24 protein-coding genes are annotated in these 20,936 nt (G+C 38.4%); 2 read left to right on the top strand and 22 right to left on the bottom strand.

Translation table 11 applies throughout. The features are described 5' to 3' along the window. Nucleotides 1–32: 32 nt before the first annotated feature. Both HIPMA_RS04185 and mobA read left to right on the top strand, forming a co-directional pair. Nucleotides 33–536, top strand: coding sequence for a methyltransferase family protein (locus tag HIPMA_RS04185; protein WP_041323966.1), 504 nt, complete (start codon nucleotides 33–35; stop codon nucleotides 534–536). Further along, nucleotides 533–1,102 carry a molybdenum cofactor guanylyltransferase gene (mobA, locus tag HIPMA_RS04180; RefSeq protein ID WP_013681825.1) on the top strand — a complete coding sequence of 190 codons (570 nt, stop codon included), beginning with the start codon at nucleotides 533–535 and terminating at the stop codon, nucleotides 1,100–1,102. The genes HIPMA_RS04185 and mobA overlap by 4 nt, the downstream gene beginning before the upstream one ends. Here mobA and murJ read toward each other — a convergent pair. From murJ to HIPMA_RS04070, 22 genes are all read right to left on the bottom strand, one after another. Continuing rightward, complete coding sequence (murJ, locus tag HIPMA_RS04175; protein ID WP_013681824.1) at nucleotides 1,078–2,514, bottom strand: murein biosynthesis integral membrane protein MurJ; 1,437 nt, start codon at nucleotides 2,512–2,514, stop codon at nucleotides 1,078–1,080. The genes mobA and murJ overlap by 25 nt on opposite strands. Next, nucleotides 2,507–3,184: a 16S rRNA (cytidine(1402)-2'-O)-methyltransferase gene (rsmI, locus tag HIPMA_RS04170; protein WP_013681823.1), complete on the bottom strand. Its 678-nt coding sequence runs from the start codon at nucleotides 3,182–3,184 to the stop codon at nucleotides 2,507–2,509. The genes murJ and rsmI overlap by 8 nt, the downstream gene beginning before the upstream one ends. Beyond that, a complete protein-coding gene (gene thyX, locus HIPMA_RS04165; RefSeq protein WP_013681822.1) occupies nucleotides 3,181–3,855 on the bottom strand; it encodes an FAD-dependent thymidylate synthase in 675 nt (224 codons plus the stop codon). The genes rsmI and thyX overlap by 4 nt, the downstream gene beginning before the upstream one ends. Continuing rightward, a complete protein-coding gene (gene trmFO / locus HIPMA_RS04160) occupies nucleotides 3,836–5,146 on the bottom strand; it encodes a methylenetetrahydrofolate--tRNA-(uracil(54)-C(5))-methyltransferase (FADH(2)-oxidizing) TrmFO (RefSeq protein ID WP_013681821.1) in 1,311 nt (436 codons plus the stop codon). Before trmFO ends, thyX begins: the two co-directional genes overlap by 20 nt. Further along, nucleotides 5,136–5,435 carry an FtsB family cell division protein gene (locus HIPMA_RS04155; RefSeq protein ID WP_013681820.1) on the bottom strand — a complete coding sequence of 100 codons (300 nt, stop codon included), beginning with the start codon at nucleotides 5,433–5,435 and terminating at the stop codon, nucleotides 5,136–5,138. Before HIPMA_RS04155 ends, trmFO begins: the two co-directional genes overlap by 11 nt. After that, complete coding sequence (gene eno, locus HIPMA_RS04150; RefSeq protein WP_013681819.1) at nucleotides 5,410–6,666, bottom strand: phosphopyruvate hydratase; 1,257 nt, start codon at nucleotides 6,664–6,666, stop codon at nucleotides 5,410–5,412. Before eno ends, HIPMA_RS04155 begins: the two co-directional genes overlap by 26 nt. A gap of 16 nt (nucleotides 6,667–6,682) precedes the next feature. Beyond that, nucleotides 6,683–7,594: a signal recognition particle-docking protein FtsY gene (ftsY, locus tag HIPMA_RS04145; RefSeq protein WP_013681818.1), complete on the bottom strand. Its 912-nt coding sequence runs from the start codon at nucleotides 7,592–7,594 to the stop codon at nucleotides 6,683–6,685. A gap of 4 nt (nucleotides 7,595–7,598) precedes the next feature. After that, nucleotides 7,599–8,369 carry an enoyl-CoA hydratase/isomerase family protein gene (locus HIPMA_RS04140; protein ID WP_013681817.1) on the bottom strand — a complete coding sequence of 257 codons (771 nt, stop codon included), beginning with the start codon at nucleotides 8,367–8,369 and terminating at the stop codon, nucleotides 7,599–7,601. Next, nucleotides 8,359–9,387, bottom strand: coding sequence for an S-methyl-5-thioribose-1-phosphate isomerase (gene mtnA, locus HIPMA_RS04135; RefSeq protein WP_013681816.1), 1,029 nt, complete (start codon nucleotides 9,385–9,387; stop codon nucleotides 8,359–8,361). The genes HIPMA_RS04140 and mtnA overlap by 11 nt, the downstream gene beginning before the upstream one ends. Beyond that, complete coding sequence (locus HIPMA_RS04130; RefSeq protein WP_013681815.1) at nucleotides 9,365–10,282, bottom strand: NAD-dependent epimerase/dehydratase family protein; 918 nt, start codon at nucleotides 10,280–10,282, stop codon at nucleotides 9,365–9,367. Before HIPMA_RS04130 ends, mtnA begins: the two co-directional genes overlap by 23 nt. Next, nucleotides 10,282–11,142, bottom strand: a complete 861-nt coding sequence (locus HIPMA_RS04125; RefSeq protein WP_013681814.1) for an HDOD domain-containing protein — start codon at nucleotides 11,140–11,142, stop codon at nucleotides 10,282–10,284. The genes HIPMA_RS04130 and HIPMA_RS04125 overlap by 1 nt, the downstream gene beginning before the upstream one ends. A 2-nt stretch (nucleotides 11,143–11,144) precedes the next feature. After that, entirely contained in the window at nucleotides 11,145–11,639 is a 495-nt protein-coding gene (locus HIPMA_RS04120) for a shikimate kinase (RefSeq protein ID WP_013681813.1), read from the bottom strand. Beyond that, a complete protein-coding gene (gene aroC / locus HIPMA_RS04115; RefSeq protein WP_148226591.1) occupies nucleotides 11,636–12,787 on the bottom strand; it encodes a chorismate synthase in 1,152 nt (383 codons plus the stop codon). The genes HIPMA_RS04120 and aroC overlap by 4 nt, the downstream gene beginning before the upstream one ends. Then, nucleotides 12,787–15,138: a Lon protease family protein gene (locus HIPMA_RS04110; protein WP_013681811.1), complete on the bottom strand. Its 2,352-nt coding sequence runs from the start codon at nucleotides 15,136–15,138 to the stop codon at nucleotides 12,787–12,789. The genes aroC and HIPMA_RS04110 overlap by 1 nt, the downstream gene beginning before the upstream one ends. Before the next feature lie 2 nt (nucleotides 15,139–15,140). Next, complete coding sequence (locus HIPMA_RS04105; protein ID WP_013681810.1) at nucleotides 15,141–15,440, bottom strand: hypothetical protein; 300 nt, start codon at nucleotides 15,438–15,440, stop codon at nucleotides 15,141–15,143. Between the two features lie 13 nt (nucleotides 15,441–15,453). Beyond that, nucleotides 15,454–16,326, bottom strand: a complete 873-nt coding sequence (locus HIPMA_RS04100; RefSeq protein ID WP_013681809.1) for a 3-methyl-2-oxobutanoate dehydrogenase subunit beta — start codon at nucleotides 16,324–16,326, stop codon at nucleotides 15,454–15,456. Continuing rightward, a complete protein-coding gene (gene porA, locus HIPMA_RS04095) occupies nucleotides 16,323–17,459 on the bottom strand; it encodes a pyruvate synthase (protein WP_013681808.1) in 1,137 nt (378 codons plus the stop codon). The genes HIPMA_RS04100 and porA overlap by 4 nt, the downstream gene beginning before the upstream one ends. Continuing rightward, nucleotides 17,456–17,992, bottom strand: coding sequence for a 2-oxoacid:acceptor oxidoreductase family protein (locus HIPMA_RS04090; protein ID WP_013681807.1), 537 nt, complete (start codon nucleotides 17,990–17,992; stop codon nucleotides 17,456–17,458). Before HIPMA_RS04090 ends, porA begins: the two co-directional genes overlap by 4 nt. 61 nt (nucleotides 17,993–18,053) lie before the next feature. Continuing rightward, nucleotides 18,054–19,010 carry a 6-phosphofructokinase gene (locus HIPMA_RS04085; protein WP_013681806.1) on the bottom strand — a complete coding sequence of 319 codons (957 nt, stop codon included), beginning with the start codon at nucleotides 19,008–19,010 and terminating at the stop codon, nucleotides 18,054–18,056. Then, entirely contained in the window at nucleotides 19,007–19,516 is a 510-nt protein-coding gene (locus HIPMA_RS04080; protein ID WP_013681805.1) for a hypothetical protein, read from the bottom strand. Before HIPMA_RS04080 ends, HIPMA_RS04085 begins: the two co-directional genes overlap by 4 nt. Then, nucleotides 19,516–19,719, bottom strand: a complete 204-nt coding sequence (locus HIPMA_RS04075; RefSeq protein WP_013681804.1) for a hypothetical protein — start codon at nucleotides 19,717–19,719, stop codon at nucleotides 19,516–19,518. The genes HIPMA_RS04080 and HIPMA_RS04075 overlap by 1 nt, the downstream gene beginning before the upstream one ends. Further along, nucleotides 19,719–20,891: an iron-containing alcohol dehydrogenase gene (locus HIPMA_RS04070; RefSeq protein ID WP_013681803.1), complete on the bottom strand. Its 1,173-nt coding sequence runs from the start codon at nucleotides 20,889–20,891 to the stop codon at nucleotides 19,719–19,721. The genes HIPMA_RS04075 and HIPMA_RS04070 overlap by 1 nt, the downstream gene beginning before the upstream one ends. Nucleotides 20,892–20,936: the final 45 nt, after the last annotated feature.

Genomic DNA, 20,936 nt, shown 5'->3' with positions numbered 1-20,936 from the left:
ACTTGATTTTTCTTTATTCTATACTTGCTTTTATGGGTTTCTGGTGGAAAATCGCTTTCTGGCTTACCGTGTGGTCTTCGGTGTATATGGTAAACTACATAAGTCCCGAATTGTCTTATAATCCACACCTAAAAAAACTATTTCTAATATTTGGCCTATTTTTAATCTTATATGGCCTTGCTTTAAACATCATAGCCGGCAAAAGCCTAAGAAAATTTGGCCACGAACAACCACAAGATAGACTGACACAACCTGATAGATTGGTCGAAGAAGGGATCTTCTCGTGCATGAGACATCCTGCAATCTTTGGCAATATCTTTATAGCTATAGGATTTGCTTTTGCAACCCAAAATATCATTGTAATTCTGTTTAGTGGGTGGCTTGCAGCGGCAGGACTGTATTTTATAATGAACATAGAGGAAAGAGAAACCTTAACATACTTCAAGGATGATTATTGCCAATTCATAAAATCTCGCCCGCCATTTAGTTTTTCCATAAAATGTTTATTGGAGGGCATAAAGGCACTAAAGCGATGAGGGTTTTGTTCTGTATTTTGGCAGGCGGAAAGAGCAGCCGCTTCAACTCAGACAAAAGAAAAGCGCACCTGTTGGGTAAAGAACTACTGGATTATCCAATAGAAAGCGTTGAATTATTGGGATACAGGCCGATTGTATCTTTAAGGTTTAACGATGATCTTAAAACAGACTATCCAATCGTCAAAGATCCTTTGCCCTTTTTAGGCCCACTATGCGGCATGCTTGAGGTTATGAAACAGAACAAGGCTGATTTCTATATATTTTTGACATCAGATATGCCATTCATAACAGGCAAAATGCTAAAAATGATGATAGATAACCTAAGTGTTCAGTTTGATGCTGTTGCATTTAACTGTGATGGCGTAAGGCTATTTCCTTTAGCTTTGTCACAAAAGACAGAAAGGCTTATAAAAAATACAGGCTGTAAAAACAGAAGCATAAAGTCCTTCATAGAAAAGCTCAATATAAAATACATAGATTGGCACAACTGCACAGATTTTTTTAACATAAATACAAAAGAGGATCTAAAAAAAGCAGAAGGTTATTTGCTTTCAAAGGCAGAGTAATATTTAAAACCGTAAAGTGCAAAACCCGCATAGAAAACCAAAACAAACAAAAAGCCAAAGGCGATCCTACTAAAGGCAAAGGATAGAAGCAATAAAACAACAAACTCAAACACAGAAAGCCTATCTATAACATCTATAACCCTTAGCCTGCCTATAGATCTATTGGCATAAAACCACAAAACAACTGCATTTGCAAGCCCGCTTAAGCTCATAGAGATGGCAAGGCCAACAAACCCCAACCAAAATCCAAAGGCAACAGAGGCAACAATAGCAACAGATGAGGAGATAATCGAAGCTCTAAGGGGTGTTTTTGCATCCTCAAACGAATAAAAGGCGTTGGACAGGATCTTGGCAACAGAAAAGAACAAAAATCCCAAGATCATAATCTTAAGCGTAAGCGATGTGTTGGAGGCAGCAGGACCTGAAAACCTGCCATGCTTAAATAACAGATCCACCAGTTCCCTTGAAAAGAAAAGAAAATACATCTCAACGGCAACAGAGATAAACACAACAAACCTCAAAAGCAAAGCCACAGCCTTTGTTAGTTGATCCCTTCTAAGGCTGGATAGATCAGGCAGGGAACTCTGAGACAAAGCAATAGAAAAAACGGCAAACGGCAACTGAAACAGTCTGTTGGCATAAAAGATATAGGAGAAGCTGCCTGGTGCCAAAAAACTTGCCACAAAGCTATCCACCATAGAGGATATCTGCATAACACCGCTTCCTAAGGCCGTTATACCCATAAGAGAAAACATCTGTTTTGTTGAATTTTCTATCTTCAAGCTAAATCTAAATGGAATTTTTAAAAGGGTAAAGTCAAACAAAGAGATGGCAAGCTGCAGCAAACCACCGATAATAACGCCCACACAAAGCGCATATATAGGGTTTGAAAACTTATAGCTAAAATAGACAAAGCCTATCAAACTTATATTTAAAAGTGCGGGTGCAAACGACGGAATGGCGAAATGCTTGTATGTGTTTAAAATACCCATAAAAAGAACGGTTAAGCCTATGAAGAAGATGTATGGAAATGTGAGTTTAACCATATTGTTCATAAGGGGAAAATACCCGCTTTTTAGGTATCCACCGGCAAAGATAGCCACTAAAACCTTGGAAAATACAACACCCAAAACAGAAACCATAAGCAAAACAAAACCAAATACGAATATAATATTCCAGACAGCTAAAGGTTTCTTATCCTCATCAATCCTTGACAATACAGGAACAACGGATGAGTTTATAGCACCCTCGCCTAAAAATCTTCTCAATGTGTTGGGGATCCTGAATGCAATAAAAAACATGTCTGTATAAATACTTACGCCAAAATGGGAAGCTATCAAAACATCCCGAATATAACCCAAAATCCTGCTTATAAGTGTAAAGAATGCTATAATCTTAGCGTTTTTAAACATGTTTCTTTACAAGAACTACAAATTCGCCTTTTATGGAGGGCCTTGATTTGAGCTTTTCTATAACCTCATCAACACTGCCTGTAATAAACTCCTCATAAACCTTGGTTAACTCCCTGGCAACAACAACATCTCTATTACCAAGTGCTTCTTTAACTGAAAGGAGTGATTTTATGATCCTGTTGGGGGATTCATAGAAGATGATCGTCGCATCTATATCGGCTGATTTTAAAACATTAACCCTCCTGCCCGATGTTTTTGGCAAGAAACCCAAAAATACAAATCTATCCGTTGGAAGGCCGCTTGCACTTAAAGCTGCAATCAATGCCGAAGCCCCCGGTATGGACTCAACCCTTAAGCCCTCATCCCTAAAGCGCTTTACTATCCTATAACCCGGGTCGGATATGGTTGGTGTGCCTGCATCGCTTATCAGCGATATATCAAGCCCACCCATCACATCATCAATGGCTTTTTCAATTATAGCATCAACCTTATAATCATCGTTGTATTTAATCATAGGCGTGTCAATGGAGTATGCCTCAAACAACCGTTTTGAATGGTGGGGTGATTCTGCTAACACATAGGCTGAGCGCTTCAGGGTTTCCACAGCCCTAAATGTTATATCCGACAAATTCCCTATAGGCGTTGCAACAACAAACAAGGTGCCGCTCATAGGTTCTTAAAGAAATGTCTGATCTCTGATATGTTGGGACACGGCTTTTCCTCTGGGCATCTGCCCCTAACACAGGCAGGTCCAGCATTCTCAAATATGATAGGCGCTTTGGATTTTGTTATTTTTAACATCTCTATTGCTGCCTCCCTTATCTCCCACTGAGCCCTAACACAACACCTCAAACTAAAGAAGTGCAAAAGCTCCCGTGCGTTCATCGATACAACGATATTGGAGCTAGCAGCCTGAGGTATAACAAAACGCGCATCCTCCTTCTTCACGCCCAACTCAATCAGTCTATTATAAAACTCCAACGAGTTTCTGATAAATTGATCATATATCTCTTTGATATGTGGCATATTCTCTATGGATGGCGGTATAACAAAACTATCCTTTTCGATCTTTGTGTATCTGTGGCTCTGCTGCGAATAGCTTGCAATTCTATGGCGGACAAGCTGGTGCGTTGCAACCCTGCTTATACCCTCTATAAGGAATGTGAAATTCACATGCTCCAGCACCGAATGGTGCCCGGATTTTATAACCCTGCGCAGCAGTTTCTTTATGCTTTTTTCGTCTAACTTTAGATCATTGGGATTTGTGCTATAACACACACGGGCAGAAAAAGCGGCAACATAGTCCGGGTTGGGCGTGTGTTCAATTAAACTCACTTTCATACTGTTCTCTCCAGATTCTTGTATTCTTTATGGCCAGCTCAGCCTGAATCTCCCTTTTTTTCTTCTTTGGCCTTACATTACCCACATTGATAAAACCAAAATTTTCACTTATAGGCTGAAATTGATCTTCCTTTATTGTGATGTAATAAATAAGACCACCAAACATTGTATTTTTAGGAGGAGTTAACATTTTACCCTTTTTTATCTTCAAGGCTATGTTCATGCCGACATAGATACCACTTACAGCTGATGCCATGTATCCTTCAACACCTGTAATTTGACCGGCAAAGAATATATTCTCACCGCTCTTTAGTTGTAGAAACTCATTTAAAAGGTGTGGAGAATCTATAAATGTATTTCTATGAAGGCTTCCAAGCTTTGCAAACTCTGCATTCCTCAATGCTGGTATAAGCCTAAAAACCCTTTTCTGCTCAGGGTATGTGAGCTTCGTTTGAAAACCTACCATGGAAAGGAGCGTTCCCTCTTTGTTCTCTTTTCTTAACTGAACAACGGCAAACGGCTGCTTACCTTCATATTTCAGACCAACCGGCTTAAGAGGGCCAAAAAGAAGCGTCTGCTCACCCCTTTCTGCTATCTCTTCAATGGGTAGGCAAGCTTCAAAATAGTTTTTCTCAAATTCCCTAAACTCCACCTTTTGTGCATTAATAAGCTCCTTGTAAAACAACTTATAATCTTCCTCTGTCAAAACGCAGTTAAAGTAATCTTTATCATCGCTATACCTTGAACCCCAGAATCCCTTTGAATAATCGACTGTATCGGCATAAACAATAGGTGCAATAGCATCAAAGAAATAAAGCATATCACCCCTTATGTATTTCTCTTGTAAAAACTCTAAAAGACTTTTATCACATAACGGCCCACAAGCTACAACCCAAATATCAGAATCGTTTAGCTTTTCCACTTTTTCCCGGATAAGATGTATTCTTGGGTGTTCTTCAATCCAAGATGTAACAAGATCTGAAAACTTAACTCTATCAACAGCTAAAGCACCTCCAGCCTCTACCTTAACCTCATAAGCCGCCTTTAGGAGAGTTGAGCCCAAAATCTCCATTTCTTTCTTTAGAACACCACTTGCCGTTGATAGTTTTTTGTTACCAAAGGAATTGCTACAAACAATTTCTGCTAACTTTTCACTTCTATGAACTTCACTAAATGTGTAAGGCTTCATTTCAAATAGATTGACATCAAAGCCTCTATTTGCTATAGCAAAAGCCGCTTCAACTCCGGCTAAACCTGCACCGACTATATTTATCTTGGGATTATTTACCATCTTCAAAAATAATTATAGATTCATCTTTGTTTATCATAAGATATCTATCTGAAGCCTTTTGTTTTAAGTAATAAGGATCGCTTTTGGCTATATCTATCTCTCTCTTTATTTTTTCAATATTGCTATTTAAGGTTTCAATTCTTTTATCAAGAAGGGAGCTTTTCTCTTTCAGCTCCCTCAACTGTATCTGCTTATCGTATATACCTTTGCCTATCAAACCGGTTGTTATTAAGGCTGCAAACAGTATGATTACATCTATTAGTCTACTTCCATGTCGGATATTCACCATAAGGGAACAACTCTTCCTCTATTTCAATAAGTCTATTGTATTTAGCAATCCTTTCACCCCTGCAGGCTGAACCTGTTTTAATCCAACCAGCATTTGTTGCAACTGCCAAATCGGCTATAAACGTATCAGATGTCTCACCTGACCTATGAGATATGATAAAGTTGTATGCCGCATCCTCGGCCAACCTAATTGCATCCAACGTTTCGGTAACTGTACCTATCTGATTCAACTTAATCAATACTGCATTAGCAATAGCATTTTCTATTCCTTTTTCTATGAGTTCAGTATTGGTAACAAATATGTCATCGCCAACAAGCATTAGATGATCGCCCAATTCATCGGTCAACTTTTCCCATCCGTCCCAGTCGTTTTCTGCCAATCCATCCTCAATGGAGACTATGGGATACTTGTGGGCAAGTTCTTTGTATAATCCAACCATATCCTCACTTGTTAAAGTTTCTCCGCCCACAATATACTTACCATCCTTGTAAAACTCACTGCTTGCAGGATCTAAAGCCAAAGCTATATCATCCATAGGTTTATATCCGGCTTTTTCTATGGCTTCCATAATCAACTGCAAAGGCTCCTCATTAGAATTTAGATTAGGCGCAAAGCCACCCTCATCACCAACTCCAGTGGAAAGGCCTCTATCTTTTAAGAGGGCTTTTAATGCCCAAAAAGTATCCGATGCCATTCTCATTGCATCTTTAAAAGTTTCTGCACCCACAGGCACAATCATATATTCCTGAAAATCCACATTGTTATCTGCATGTTTACCGCCGTTCAATATGTTTAACATAGGTAGCGGCAATAGGTTTGCATGCAATCCACCCAAATACCTATAAAGTGGCATACCAAGTTCCAACGATGCAGCTCTTGCTGCTGCCATGGAAACGGCTAAAATAGCATTGGCGCCCAAATTGGATTTATTTTTAGTTCCATCAAGCTCTATCATGGTATTATCGATTTCTTCCTGTTCAAAAACATCTATCCCTATTATCTCGTTTGCTATCTTGTCATTAACATTATTTACTGCGTTCAAAACGCCCTTACCCCTATATCTTTCATCCTTATCTCTTAGTTCAACAGCTTCATTATCGCCTGTTGATGCGCCGCTTGGCACCTCTGATACTCCAACGATTCCGTTTTCTGTGGTTAATTTGCATTTTATTGTTGGATTACCTCTTGAATCCAGAATTTCAAAAGCATAAACATCTACAATAACACTCATATTTCACCTCCAATATTTATGGCACAAACACCGATTCAACGAAGTCTCTCGCGTTAAATGCTTTCAAATCATCTAAGCTTTCACCTATACCTATGTATCTTATAGGTATCTTAAACTCTTCACTTATAGCTACAATTATACCACCCTTGGCTGTCCCATCCATCTTTGTTAGAACAATGCCGCTTATAGCCAAAGCCTTATTGAACTCTCTAGCCTGATTTATGGCATTCTGACCTATGGTTGCATCCAGAACGAGCAATACCTCATGCGGCGCCTCAGGATAGGCCTTTTGAACAGCCTTTTTTATCTTTATAACCTCGTTCATAAGGTTTTTCTGTGTATGAAGCCTACCGGCCGTATCGACAAATATTACATCGTAATTCCTGGCAATACCACTTGACACACCGTCAAATGCAACAGCAGCCGGATCTGCTCCCTCATTCTGTTTTACGATCGAAGCAGAGGCTCTTTTTGCCCACTCTTCAAGCTGTTCAATTGCTGCGGCTCTAAATGTATCTGCTGCAACAAGCATAACCTTTTTACCCTTATCCGTGTTTAGACTTGCAAGCTTTCCTATAGTGGTCGTTTTTCCGCTTCCGTTTATGCCAACAACCAATATGACAAACTTTTTGTGTTTGATTTCCAGTGGCTTTTCTACCTGCTTAAGAATACTCAAAATGACTTCTCTTATCTTAATCTCAACATCTTGGCGAGTTCTTATAGAGCCGCTATCTATACCCTCATTTATTGCATCCATGATTTTCATTGTTGTCTTAACACCGAAATCAGATTCTATTAAAAGCTCCTCAATAAAATCCAAGTACTCGTCTGTTATAGGTTCATCCTTTTTTGACTCCTCGTGTATTTTTTCTGTAAAACCCTGCTTTGTTTTAAATAACTTATCTGCTATCCCTTTTAAAAATCCCATTTTTTTAAACCCTTTTTGAGATAAATTTTTTCATTTGCTTTTCTCTTTTGCCAAACATCCAACTATCAGAAAAAAGTACCCGCTCAAGCTGCATACCTTCATCCCTATTTATAAATTGAGACTCTTTTGCGAGCCTTTTTATGTATTTAATCAACTTCACATCATCGTCTTTTAAATTATAACAAAACTCCAGTGTTTTATCCAAAAGCACACTTTCTTCATATATGTCGTCAACAAGACCAATATCCTTGGCTTGCTTGGCATCTATTTTCTCAGCCGATAAAAGCATTTTTAGAGCCTTGGAATAACCTACAATATTTACAAGTCTATACGTGCCACCCCACCCCGTTGTAACACCCATTTCTTTTTCTTTAAACTGAATGAATATATTGCTTCTTGCAAATCTTATATCAAAAGCCAAAATAATCTCGGCCCCGCCACCTATAGCAGAACCGTTTATGGCACACACCGTAGGATATTCTAAGTCCTCAAAACGGGATAAAATGTTGTGCATTTGAAGTGCCATACTAAATGCATCTTTTTTACTTGTGAGCTTTAAAAAATACTCTATATCCCCTCCGGCAGCAAAGACGTTTTTACCTGATGAGGTTGCAACTAAAGCCTTTAAGGGTTCTTTCTCTGCAAAGTCTAAAAAGTTGGATAACTCATTCATATACTCTTTGTTTATAGCGTTATGCTTATTAGCTCTATTCAACGTTAAAATGCCTATATCGTTATCTTTCTCAAATAGAATAAATTCGGAATTAAAACTCATAAGGATACCTATAAACCCCCTTCTCCGTTATTATGGCATCAATAAGTTCAGAATCTGTTATATCGAATGAGAAATTAAGGGCTTCTGAGCCGTTCGGTGCAATCCTAACACCGCCGCAGTTTAAAACCTCAGTCTTTGAGCGCTCCTCAATAGGTATATCTTCTGCAGATGCTATGTTTCTATCTATAGTTGACTCAGGTGCTGCAACAACAAAAGTAATATTGTGTCTTTTACACATAGTCGCAAGGCAATATGTGCCTATTTTATTAGCAGTATCACCGTTTCTTGCAATCCTGTCGGCCCCAACAATCACACCATCCACAAGACCGTATCTTGCAAGCATGCCGCATGAGTTATCTGTAACTATCTTAAAAGGTATACCTTCCTCTTTTAATTCGAATGCTGTGAGACGAGCACCCTGTAAATATGGCCTTGTCTCATCTACATATACGATATCCAACATCCCATTTCTGTGCATCGTCTTTATTATGCCTAAAGCCGTACCTATTCCACCAGTTGCAAGGCTACCTGTATTGCAGTGTGTTAGAATTCTCCTCTTCCCTTTCAAAAAATTAGCTCCAAATTGTCCTATCTTTTCATCCTGTTGTTTTTGCTCCTCCCAAATCGTAAAGGCAGTGGCTCTTAATTTTTTAATAAGCTTATAAACAGGCAGGATATCTATCTTATCCTCAACCACAGCTTTCATCCTATCCAGAGCATAAAACAGATTAACAGCCGTGGGTCTGGTTTTGGATAAACACTCAACGGCACTGTTAAACCTACCCAACAACTCATCCTTACTTGCGCACTCTCTAACACCCAGATACACGCCAAAAGCGGCCACTATGCCGATAAGGGGAGCACCCCTTACAATCATATCCTTTATGGCCTTGCATACACTATCAACATCCCTTGCTTTTACATACAACTTCTCCTTAGGAAGGAGAAGTTGATTCAACATGAGCAGCTCATCGTTGTCATTAAATACTATGGGACTATATCCATCCATGCTCTTCATACCATCTAAAGGTTATATCAAATCCTGTGAATATATCAATAGTAGGGCTAAACTTTATATCCTTATTCAATCTTTCAGAATCGCAAGTCCAGGCCTTGGGCTTTATCTCTCTTATTTTATCTCTGCTAAAAGGTGATTTGCTTGTACTGAATAACAATCCAGCCATGGCTATTTTATCGTTAAGTGGCAAATAAAAAGCCCCATTTTTACCAGCTGCTCTAAGTAGGGCTTGATTTATTTCTTTGCAGTGGTATTTTCCACTCGATATACAGTATATTCTTGGACTATCAAAATCTAAATTAATAAGCTTGACAATAGCTTCAACCAGATCATCTATAAAAATAAAGCTGTAATATTTATCCATTTTGGGCAAAACGCCCAATCTTGCCATTCTGAATAACTCAAGCAGCCCCTTATCAAAAGGCCCATAGACTATGGGAGGTCTTATGATTTTTAAATTGGCATCAAATAAATTGTGAATAAACTCAAGCTCACCAAGGCGCTTGGAATAGCCATAATGCGAGACAACACTTCCTGCCCCATCCGGCCCCCTTGCAGCCAAAGATGATACATAAACAACGTTGTTTATATTAAGCCTTCTCGAGGCAACAGCAACATTTCTTGAGCCAATTCTATTGGTAGTGTATAGATCGTCTAAATTATGCGCTTTTATTTGACCGGCAATATGAATTACTGCATCGCATCCTTTTAATCCACTATATACTGTATCAAAGTCTTCTATGCTACCCTGAAATACATCTACCTGCCTATCTAAAAGTTTTTCTGCTAAGCCTTTATTCCTCACAAAAGCAACAACTTCATGGCCATATTTTATAAGTTTTTTTACCGTATTGACACCTACAAAACCTGTAGCGCCACTTACAAAAACCCTCATTACACCTCTTCTTCCATTGCAGTTTTTAATGCTTCAAATCGTGTATATATATCCTCAAATAGATTAGCCAAATTTTCATGCTTGAAACCTATAATCTTTGATGATCCAAGGTCATAAAGAGCCGCGAAATCCTCTATCTTTTCTTGCTTGCCTATAGATAGATAGCTGTTTACAACAAAGTCTGCAACATTAATTAAGGCAGCTTTTTTCAAAAAATCGGAGGTTTTTTTGAGTGTAAAATTTAGATGATGGAAGGATACAGCATCAACTATCTCCTGGTCAAAGTTCCACTCCTGCAGCAAGTAACCTCCCACATCGGCATGATTATAGCCGTATTTTTCCTCTTCCAATTCTTTTATTTGTTTGTTTTTATGATAGGCTTCTTCTAAAACCGGTATATATTCCATACCCTCGTTCTTTTTAAATACTATCTTTCCTATATCGTGGAGCAGTCCTGAAATGTATGCCACACCATCTTCAGTAACCCTGGTTAATTGATTTATTACAGAACTTGCTACAGCTACTGCTAGGGAATGTTCCCATAAAACCCTGTCAAACTCATCACTAACTTTAAAGGCATTTTTGGCAGAAACCATTATAACTATCTTCTTAACTTCCTCAAAACCAATAAGTGCTATAGCATCGGAGAGCGTCTTTACTTTGCCGGAAAAGTTATAGAATGCAGAGTTGGCAACTTTTAAGATATATGCTGCAAGCACAGGATCCAATGAAACTATCTTGGCTAGTTGATAAACACTGATATCATCCTCTTCAAATAATCTTAATATTCTCATGGCTATCTTAGGGAAAGCTAGCTTATCTTTTACACTATCAACCAACTCTTTAATTGAGATCTTCATAGTTATTCTCCAAACAACATTTTCTCTATCTCGTTAATTGTCAGTTTTTTCTCCCTATTTGCATCTACCGTAAAGTGTGCTTTACTATAACAAATTACTCTTCTTTTAAACAAATTCTTTGCCTTTTTTTCATCTTTAAATAATGGTCTGTTCTTTGAAAGCATAGCTCTTTTTTTTGCCGTTTCAAAATCTGTTTTTAGGTAAACCACCCATCCGATCTTTTTCAGATTCTCCATATTATTAAAAAAGCAAGGCATCCCACCACCTGTTGCAATAACACAATTATCGCAAAAAGACAAATAATCCAAAATAAAATTTTTTTCTATCTCTCTGAAATAGTTCTCACCTTTTTTATCGAAAATTTCACCAATAGTCAAATTTTGTTGTTTTTCTATAAGTTTATCTGTATCAACAAATTTCATAGAATGTTTTTTACTGATAATCCTTGCGATAGTGGTCTTACCACTACCCATGAAACCCACAAGGATTATATTCATTTCCTTCTCAGATAGGTCTTGTAAGCTTCTACTCTCTCTTTTATCTCTTCCATTGTATCGCCACCAAATTTTTCAATATATGCATTTAAGAGTTCAAAAGCTACTGCAGCTTTGGCAACAATACTTAAAGCAGGTACAGCGCAAACATCGCTTCTTTCAAAAGCTGACAGTTCTTCTTTGTGTGTATCAACATCAACTGACTTTAAACCCTTCTTGAGTGTAGGTATGGGCTTCATGTAGGCTCTTACAATAATATCTTCACCGTTTGACATACCACCCTCTATGCCACCTGCTCTGTTTGAAAGCCTTTTATACCTGCCGTTGATGTATTCTATCTCATCATGAACCTCGCTGCCAAATTTGAAAGCATTCTCAAAACCATCACCAATCTCAACCGCTTTAACAGCTTGAATACCCATAACCGAAAAAGCCAGTCTTGCATCCAACCTTCTATCATAAAACGAATAACTACCAAGGCCTGCAACAACACCCCTCGCTACAACCTCGATGCTACCGCCCACACTATCTCCTTCAGCCTTAGCTTTTTCTATTTCTGCTATCATTAAATCGGATGTTTTTTCATCCGGGCAAAAAACAGGCGATTTTTCTATTTTTTCAACTATATTTTCATCGTCATACATAATATTTTTTAATTTTACACTACCAATGGATTTAACAAAAGCAAACATATCAACGCCAAACTCTTTTAATGCCGCCTCACACAGTGCTCCAGCTGCTACTCTTATCGCCGTTTCCCTTGCGCTTGATCGCTCAAGCACATCACGCATATCGCTACGGTCGTATTTAATATAGCCAGTTAAATCTGCATGTCCTGGTCTTGGCCTTGACACTCTTTTATTATATATTAGCTTGCCCATCGGGCTCATAATTTCTTTCCAGTTTTCGAAATCCCTGTTGTATATAACCATAGTTATGGGAGAACCTATAGTTTGTTTAAATCTAACTCCGCTTATAAACTCAACCTTATCTTTTTCTATTTTTTGTCTACCACCCCTTCCATACCCAGACTGCCTTAGAAGAAGTTGCTTGTTTATAAAGTTATCGTCTATTTCAAATCCTGCAGGAAACCCCTCTATTATGGCCACCAGGGCCTTACCATGGGACTCCCCACCATCTAAAAATCTAATCATTCCTCTTGATTTTCCTTCTTAATCATTTCGTTTATTCTTTTTAACTTTCTATCAACTAAATAGTGGAAGCTACCCTTTTCAAAACCCTTAGCACTTCTCTTGCCTGCTTTTAAATCGGTGAATATTTCTATAGCATCATCAATTGTATCTATTGTATACAAGTGAAAAATGCCCTTCTTAACTGCGTCTTCAACCTCATCATTTAGAACAAGATTGTCTATATTCTTTGAGGGTATAACTACACCAGCTCCTTCAAGGTTCCCGGTAATTTTACAAACCTCATAGAATCCTTCGATCTTTTCGTTCACGCCCCCTATCGGTTGAACTATACCACTTTGATCCATAGAACCTGTAATTGCTAAGTTCTGTTTAAGCTCAATTCCTGATAGCGCCGACAAAATAGCCAACGCCTCAGCAACCGATGCACTATCACCATCTATCATAGAGTACGACTGCTCAAACGATAGAGATGCAGAGAAACTCAATGTTTTATTAAAACCGTAGGTACCATTTATATAACCAGAAATAATGAAGGATGATTTGTCAAATATCTTACCTGAGAGTTTGCTTTCTCTTTCAATGCTAACAACGCCCTCTTTGCCTAAATAGGTTCTTGCAAGAATTTTATTGGGCCTTCCAAAAGAAAAATCACCTAAGTCCAAAACAGAGAGTCCATTTATCTGGCCAACTTTTTTACCTTTGAAGTCTATAATAATTTGACCTCTCTGGATCATTTCATAGATTTTTTCCCTCCAGAGGCTCTTTAAGAAAATCCTCTCTTCTATAGCAAGCTTAATTTCGTTGTATCCTAAAGTTTCATTATCGTTTAAAGTTTGAGCCTCTTTCACTATATCTAATACATCGTCTGTATAAGCCCATAGCCTTTTTCTATCCTCTACTAGTTTGGATGAATATTTAAGGAGAGCCCTAAAGCCATCCTTGTTAGGTATTTTTAAATTGTTTTTTTTGCAAAACTCTATGACCTTAGCCACATACTTTGATGTTACGTTTTTCTCTTTTGGTATCGAATAATCAAAATTTGTTTTTATTTTAAATAACTTTCTAAATTCCTCATCGTAGTTAAACAATATATCGTATATATACTCAGGTCCAAAAAGAATAATCTTTAGGTTTAAATCTATGGGTTGAGGTTTGAGTGTCTCAGATGCTATTATGCCATATTTCTCACTCCACTCCTCTATGACACTCTTTCTTGAGGATAGAGATTTTTTAAGTGTGTCCCACACACCAGGATTTACTAAAACACTAAATGCATCAAGCAGTAAGTATCCTCCATTTGCCTTATGGATAGAGCCTGATATTATGTGGGTGAAATCAGTTATAAACGCTCCAAAATAGGCCTGTTTTTCAAGTTTGCCAAACACATTGTAATAGGTCGGATTTTCCTCATAGACCACAGGCACATCTTTTGTCTGGCTATTGTCCACGAACAGGTTTACCCTATATTCTGTATATTTCATGGGCATATTAAAGAACGGAAATTGCTGATTTTTCTGGGGTAAAAAGATAGAGATGTTCTTTAATGTGTAATCCTCAACATCATCTAAATATTCCTCAATATCTGAATTACCTTTAAATTTATTTCTTATCTCATCTATTTTGGGAGAAACAACAAATAAGGACATCTCATCGTTGATTTTTTTAAGCTTCTCTTGCTTTTCCTTTTCAAGCTCCTTAGTTTTATCTAAAAATTCGTCTATATGTTTTTCTAGTTCTTTTCTTTTTTCTTCTATACTCTTTTTTATTTCATCCGATAGATTTGCGTACTCCCTTTCTGTAATAACCCTTCCAGCTATTACAGGGTTTACTATTATACCCATCTGGGAAAACTTAATGGTAAAATCTAGCTCGTTTGCCTTTTTCTGTAGGTCTTCATATAGCTTTTTGTTTATTTCATCATAATGCCTTACTACTTCTTGAACCTTCTCCTCATACTCCTTGCTATCGAATATCCTTGGTACGCTTTTTGTAAGATAATCAACAAGTTCATCCATGCACTTTGCAAACTCTTTCCCCTCTGACGGTGCAAGTTTTATAACTTTAGGTTCTTTAGGGTTCTTAAAATTATTTACATAGCAGTAATCATAAAGAGCAGCCTTGCTTTTTTGGGTAAAGTTTTTAAGCATTTCTATCACTGTGTACTTATCGTCTCTTGAGAGGTCACCAGATATATAAAGATTATGATCCGGGCTCGATATCTTGCTGAGTTTTTCAAGGGCCAATTCTATTCTTTTTTGATAAACCAAAAAGCCATCACTATCTATATTATCAATCTCTAAATCAAAATTTACTTTAATATCATCATAACTAAGTTTGCTTACAGCCATGGCTACTCCTTGATAATATACTCACAAACAAGCTCATAAAATCTATCAAAATCATCCTTAAACGGGTTAACCTTTGTTCCGTTCGGCAAGATAATCCTCGTTCCCGTAGGTTCTCTTTTTAAAAACTCAAATAATTTTTTTAAAACATCCTCTTGAGTTTTTTTGATCTCAAAACTTATTATAGAACGATCGTTTGTAAACTCAACAAACCATTCCTTAAATGGAAAGCCTTCTTCAAGAAGCATTTCTTTCAAATTCCACCTGCGTTTTCTGTCGATGATAATATCTATTTCAAAACTCACCTAATCCTCCAATCTACTTGAGGTATTCAGCTTTGGCCTGCAATCTCTGCCATTTCATTTGTATAGCCTCCTCAATCGCCCTCATCTGTTCCTTTGGGATATTCTTAAATCTACCCTGGAGGCTTAAATATTCCTCGATAGGTCTAAATTTTGGTTTTTTATTTATCTTATAAACGCCGTCTTCTATCTCATAGAGTGGAAAAATTCCAGTCTCAACAGCCAACTTTGATACATCTATAGTTTTATTCTCTGCAAATTTATGTCCTGGGGGGCATGGGCTAAATATGTGAATAAGCTTAAAACCTCTTTTGCTTTTTGCTTTTTCAAATTTCTTTATAAAATCTGTTGGATAAGCTATCGTGGCAGAGGCTATATAAGGAACAGAGTGTGCTGCAACAATTTCCATTAAGTCCTTTTTGGGTCTATCCTTTAAAAGCGGAGCCGGCGTTGTGGTTGTCTCGGCACCAACCGGCGTTGCGGAGCTCCTCTGAATACCCGTGTTCATGTATGCCTCGTTATCATAGCACACATAGATAATATCATCGTTTCTTTCTGCTGCACCGCTTAAGGCTTGCAGTCCTATATCAAATGTTCCTCCATCACCAGCCCATCCCATCACCGTAATGTCATTCTTACCCTGAGCTTCAAGGGATGTTCTTATGCCTGCTGCGACGGCTGCAGTAGTTTCAAATGCCGTATGGAACACGGGAACTCCAGCGTAATTCTTACCCCATGGCCCGTTTATAACAGTCCAGCAACATGCCGGAATCACTATGATTGTTTTTCTACCCAAAGCCTTTAAGGCGTATCTCATAGCCAAAGCAGCGCCACACCCTGGGCATGCCAGGTGGTTGGGCTGCATTATCTCTTGCGTTGGTATTATCATTTTTCACCCCACAGGATAGTGTCTTGTTTTATTTTACCTTCGAACACGGACTTTGCAGTTTCTTTAATATCCATATCATTTACATCATACCCACCAAGACCACAAACAACTCCAACTACATTACCCAATCCCAAAGACCCAACTATCTCATCTTTAAATATGCCACCCTTACCCATAGAAATATTTCTATCGAATACAACAATTTTATCAACACCATCAAGTGACTTTTTTAAAGCCTCTTTAGGAAATGGCCTGAACATTGTTATCTTGACAAGCTTTGATGGTATACCTTCATCATTTAAAGCATCCACAGACAAATGGGCTGTCTCTGATATAGAACCAGAAACTACAATGGCAAGCTTTGCATTTTCATTTCCATACTGATAAATAGGACCATAAGACCTCTTAGAAATTAGACTGAATTCATCTGCTATAGTCTTAAACTTATCTATTGAGCCTAACATCTTCTCATGCTGCTTAATCCTGATAGGCATATAGTCTTTTGGAAAAGCCAAGGCACCAAATGCCTTGGGTTTATCAACATCCAATATATCCCTTTCTGGTTTATATGATATAAATTCATCTATTTCGTTATCAAAAACCTCAACAGGTTCCTTTGTATGAGTTAAAAGGAATCCATCCATACATATCATAACAGGAGTTAAAGAGGCCTCAGCAAGCCTGAAAGCTATAAATACTAAATCATAAACCTCCTGTGAGTTTGATGCATACAACTGAATCCAGCCTGTATCCCTCTGTGATAGCGAATCTGTCTGCTCCGCCCATATACTCCATGGTGGGGCTACGGCTCTATTGGCATTGGCCATAACTATAGGAAGACCAGCACCGGCCGCCCAGTGCAGAACCTCATGCATTAAAAGCAAACCTTGAGAACTTGTAGCTGTAAACACCCTGCTACCAGAGGCAGATGCGCCCATAGCTGCAGCCATCGCTGAGTGCTCACTCTCAACGCGTATAAATTTGGTGTTGATCTCCCCTTTCGCTATAAAAGAGGCAACCTTTTCAATTATGGATGTCTGTGGTGTTATTGGATACGCACTTACAACATCCACCCTGCTCTGCTTTACAGCATAAGCAACCGCATCGTTTCCACCTAAAACCAGCTTTTTCATATCTCCCTCACACTTTCATAGGCTTTTTCTGCAGCTTCTATATTAAAACGAGCTCTTTTGCCCATTTTGTCCTCATAAACCCTTTTTAGCGTATCAAAGGAAAATTCACCAGATGCCTTGCAATAGGCACCAAGTAAAGCCGTATTAACAAGTGGCATAGCTGGGGTGCCAAGCCCATTTTCAAGAGCTATACTGTTTGCATCAACCACGAATATTTTGGTATTGTTCTGCGTTTTTTTGATATCTTCTGCTGAGTTTATTAGAGCCAAACCGCCATTCTTTAGGGTTATGTTAGTCAATAACGTTAGATTAAAAACCACAACGGCATCTGGCATCGTTATAGAATATCTGGTTAAAATTTTCCTCTCTTTATCTATTCTGACATATGCATTTGATGGGGAACCTCTTCTTTCTGCACCGTATGAAGGCATAAATTGAACATTATACCCCTCAAAAAAGTATATATTGGCAAGTAGTTCTCCAGCCATTACTACGCCTTGGCCTCCCCTGCCGTGTAAACCAATCTCCTTCATCTACCTACACCCCTTCAAAAAAGTTTAGTCATTATAACAAATAGCTTAACTTTGTAAACAGCTACCGAGTCATTCTCCTGCCAAGCTTCAAAAGAAAATCGTTTATTTTATACTTATGCGATACAACATCTTTTATAGGCAAAAGATAGAATTTTTCGTCTTTAAAGCCAACCATGTGATGAATGTTTTCTCTCAGATTCTCAAGGGCAAACTCAATAAATTTATAAGCCATAAGCCTATCAAAGACTGTAGGATTACCGCCTCTTTGGACATGACCGAGCGTTGTGATGCGGGTTTCCATGCCAAGATCATTTTTCAAAAAATCGGCAACCTGCTGTGTTTTATTTGAACCTTCAGCCACAACGGCCAATACATAACCCCTTCCGCTTGCAAGCTCTTTGGATAACCTCCTCTTCAAGGATACAAAGTCAACATCAAGCTCAGGTATAACGCATATCTCTGCTCCGCTTGTAATTGAGCTTACCAAAGCCAGATAGCCACACTCTCTACCCATAGTCTCAACAACAAAAGCCCTTCCAAATGACGATGCAGTGTCCCTTATGTTATCAAGCAACATCCTTATAACATTTAAGGCTGTGTCTACACCTAAACAGTAATCCGTGCCGTATATATCGTTGTCTATCGTAACAGGGATCCCTGCAAAACTAACACCAAACTCCTCAAAAAATACATCCATTGCCCTAAAAGAACCATCACCACCAAGAACTATTATCTTCTCTATGTCGTGTTTCTTTAGATTATCGTATGCTCTTTTTCTGTATTCATAGTCATAAAAACGTTTTGAACGGGAAGATTTTATGATAGTTCCTCCCTTATGGAGAATACCTGCAACATCCTGATAGCTTGCCTTTCTGATTTTTCCATCTATTAAACCTTCCAAGCCATTATACACAAAAAACGGCTCCCATCCTTTTTCCAGGGTTAACTCAACAAACGCCTTCAAGGCTGGATTCATGCCGGCAGCATCCCCTCCGGATGTAAAGATTCCAATCCTCATGAATTTCTCCTTAATTTAACAGCTTTTATATGTTCTTTTTGAAATTCCTTGATATCCAGAATTTCAAAATCCCTAAAAAGCTCTATCTCATCTCCCAATCCATTAAAAGCCTTTTTATCTGTAATTTTCAAAGTGGTCTCAAAGAACTTACTGCCTCTGAGATAACAAATACAGAAAACCTCACCGTTTTCTTTAAGTCTGTCAAGAGCCTTATTTAAGTCCTGTCTGTTTAGATAGTATGTGCTTATAAAAAACACAATTTTATCCACCTCAACGTTATCAATATCAAAAGTATCCTCAACGTTCCAGGAAAAATAATCCTCTTTGCTCATAGACTCCAAAGCCAACGAGCGAAAGTAATCTGTTTCTCTATAGACAACAAGCAGTTTCTCACCTTTTGTCGGGTTTACATACTCAACCGACTTTATAATATATGGCTCATATTGAAAACGCCTTGCAAATTTGGACTTTTGAAGCTTTACAATAAGATTTGTTATTGAACCCATTATTCTTTTGTCTTCGTTGAGTTATCGCTTGCTTTTTTGCCTTTTACAGGTTTTGTTATATTTATTCTGTAACCCTCTTCTGAAAATTTATATCCAGCGTAAGCTCCACCAGCCGCAGCACCACCCACAAGAAGAGGTGTACACGAATAGAGAGGCAAGTTAAAAAGAGCCACTCCTAAAAGCCAAAACATTATCTTTTTCATTATCCCTCCAAAGCCTCATAATAGATTTGTTTAATATCTTCCTTTGAAAATTCACAAGGGCTATTTTTTATGCCATGATCCATCGTCCAGAAGGTGGTATCAACAAGTTCATCTATAGTTTTTTTGTCAAAACCAAAATCTTTTAAGCTTTTGTTAAGCCCAATCCTTTCTTTAATTTCAATAACAGCATCTATACAACGTTTAGCTGCATCATCTATACCCATATTGGATATATCCTCACCCAACAGATACGCTATGTCTGCAAATTTCTCTTTATTATGCTCAACAGCCCTTTTCAAAAAAGGCACCATAACCATAGATAAGCCCAAACCGTGCGGCAGTTCTGGATTAAACGCACTTAAGGAATGCTCAAGTGCATGTGGAAGCGATGCCCTGCCCACATTAAGCGCCATCCCGGCAAACATAGCAGCAAGGCTCATGTTGTTCATAGCGTTTTTATCCTTCGAGTTGTAAGCCTTGGGCAAGTTCACACCGATCAAGGATATAGCTTCTCTGCAGTAAACATCGGTTATGGGGCATGCGGATCTTGAAGTGTATGCCTCTATCGCATGGGATAAAGCATCAAAACCGGTATTTGCTATCACACTTTGCGGCATGGTATAGGTAAGAGTTGGGTCTATCAACGAGACGGTCGGGTAAATGGAAAGGCTTGAGAATGCAACCTTAACCCTCTTTCTATTATCGTTGAACACGGCATAACGGGTAACCTCGCTACCCGAGCCTGAGGTGGTGGGCGAGCATATTATGGGATAGGCATCAAGCACATTTAAGGCGGGATCTTCCTTTAGCTGCCACACACCCTTTTCTTGCTTTGCGCATATGGATGCGATCTTGGCCAGATCCATAGCACTGCCGCCGCCAACAGCCACAACAACATTCAATCTGTTGGCGATTATCTCATTCTTGGCCTCCTCTATAGCCTCGACATCGGGGTTTTGTGGCGTTTTATCAAATACAATAACCTCTTCTATCTTTGAGTTTCTCTTAAATTTTTCTAATATCTCGTTGAGCTTTCCGGTTTCTTTCAAATGGCTTTTGCCAACAACCAAAAAAACCCTATTGCCATTTCTTGCTGTATATGCTGCTATATTGTTTATCTCGTTTTCTTTAAAAATTATTCTCAAAGGTGCGTAGAAGTTGAACTCCATCATATGCACCCCCCTTAAAAAGGTTTGTCTGAATATACCTTTTGAAGC

The sequence above is a fragment of the Hippea maritima DSM 10411 genome (assembly GCF_000194135.1).
GTDB classification, from domain to species: domain Bacteria; phylum Campylobacterota_A; class Desulfurellia; order Desulfurellales; family Hippeaceae; genus Hippea; species Hippea maritima.
Note: the sequence above shows the minus strand (reverse complement) of the source record. Positions and strands in the feature narration are given on the sequence as shown.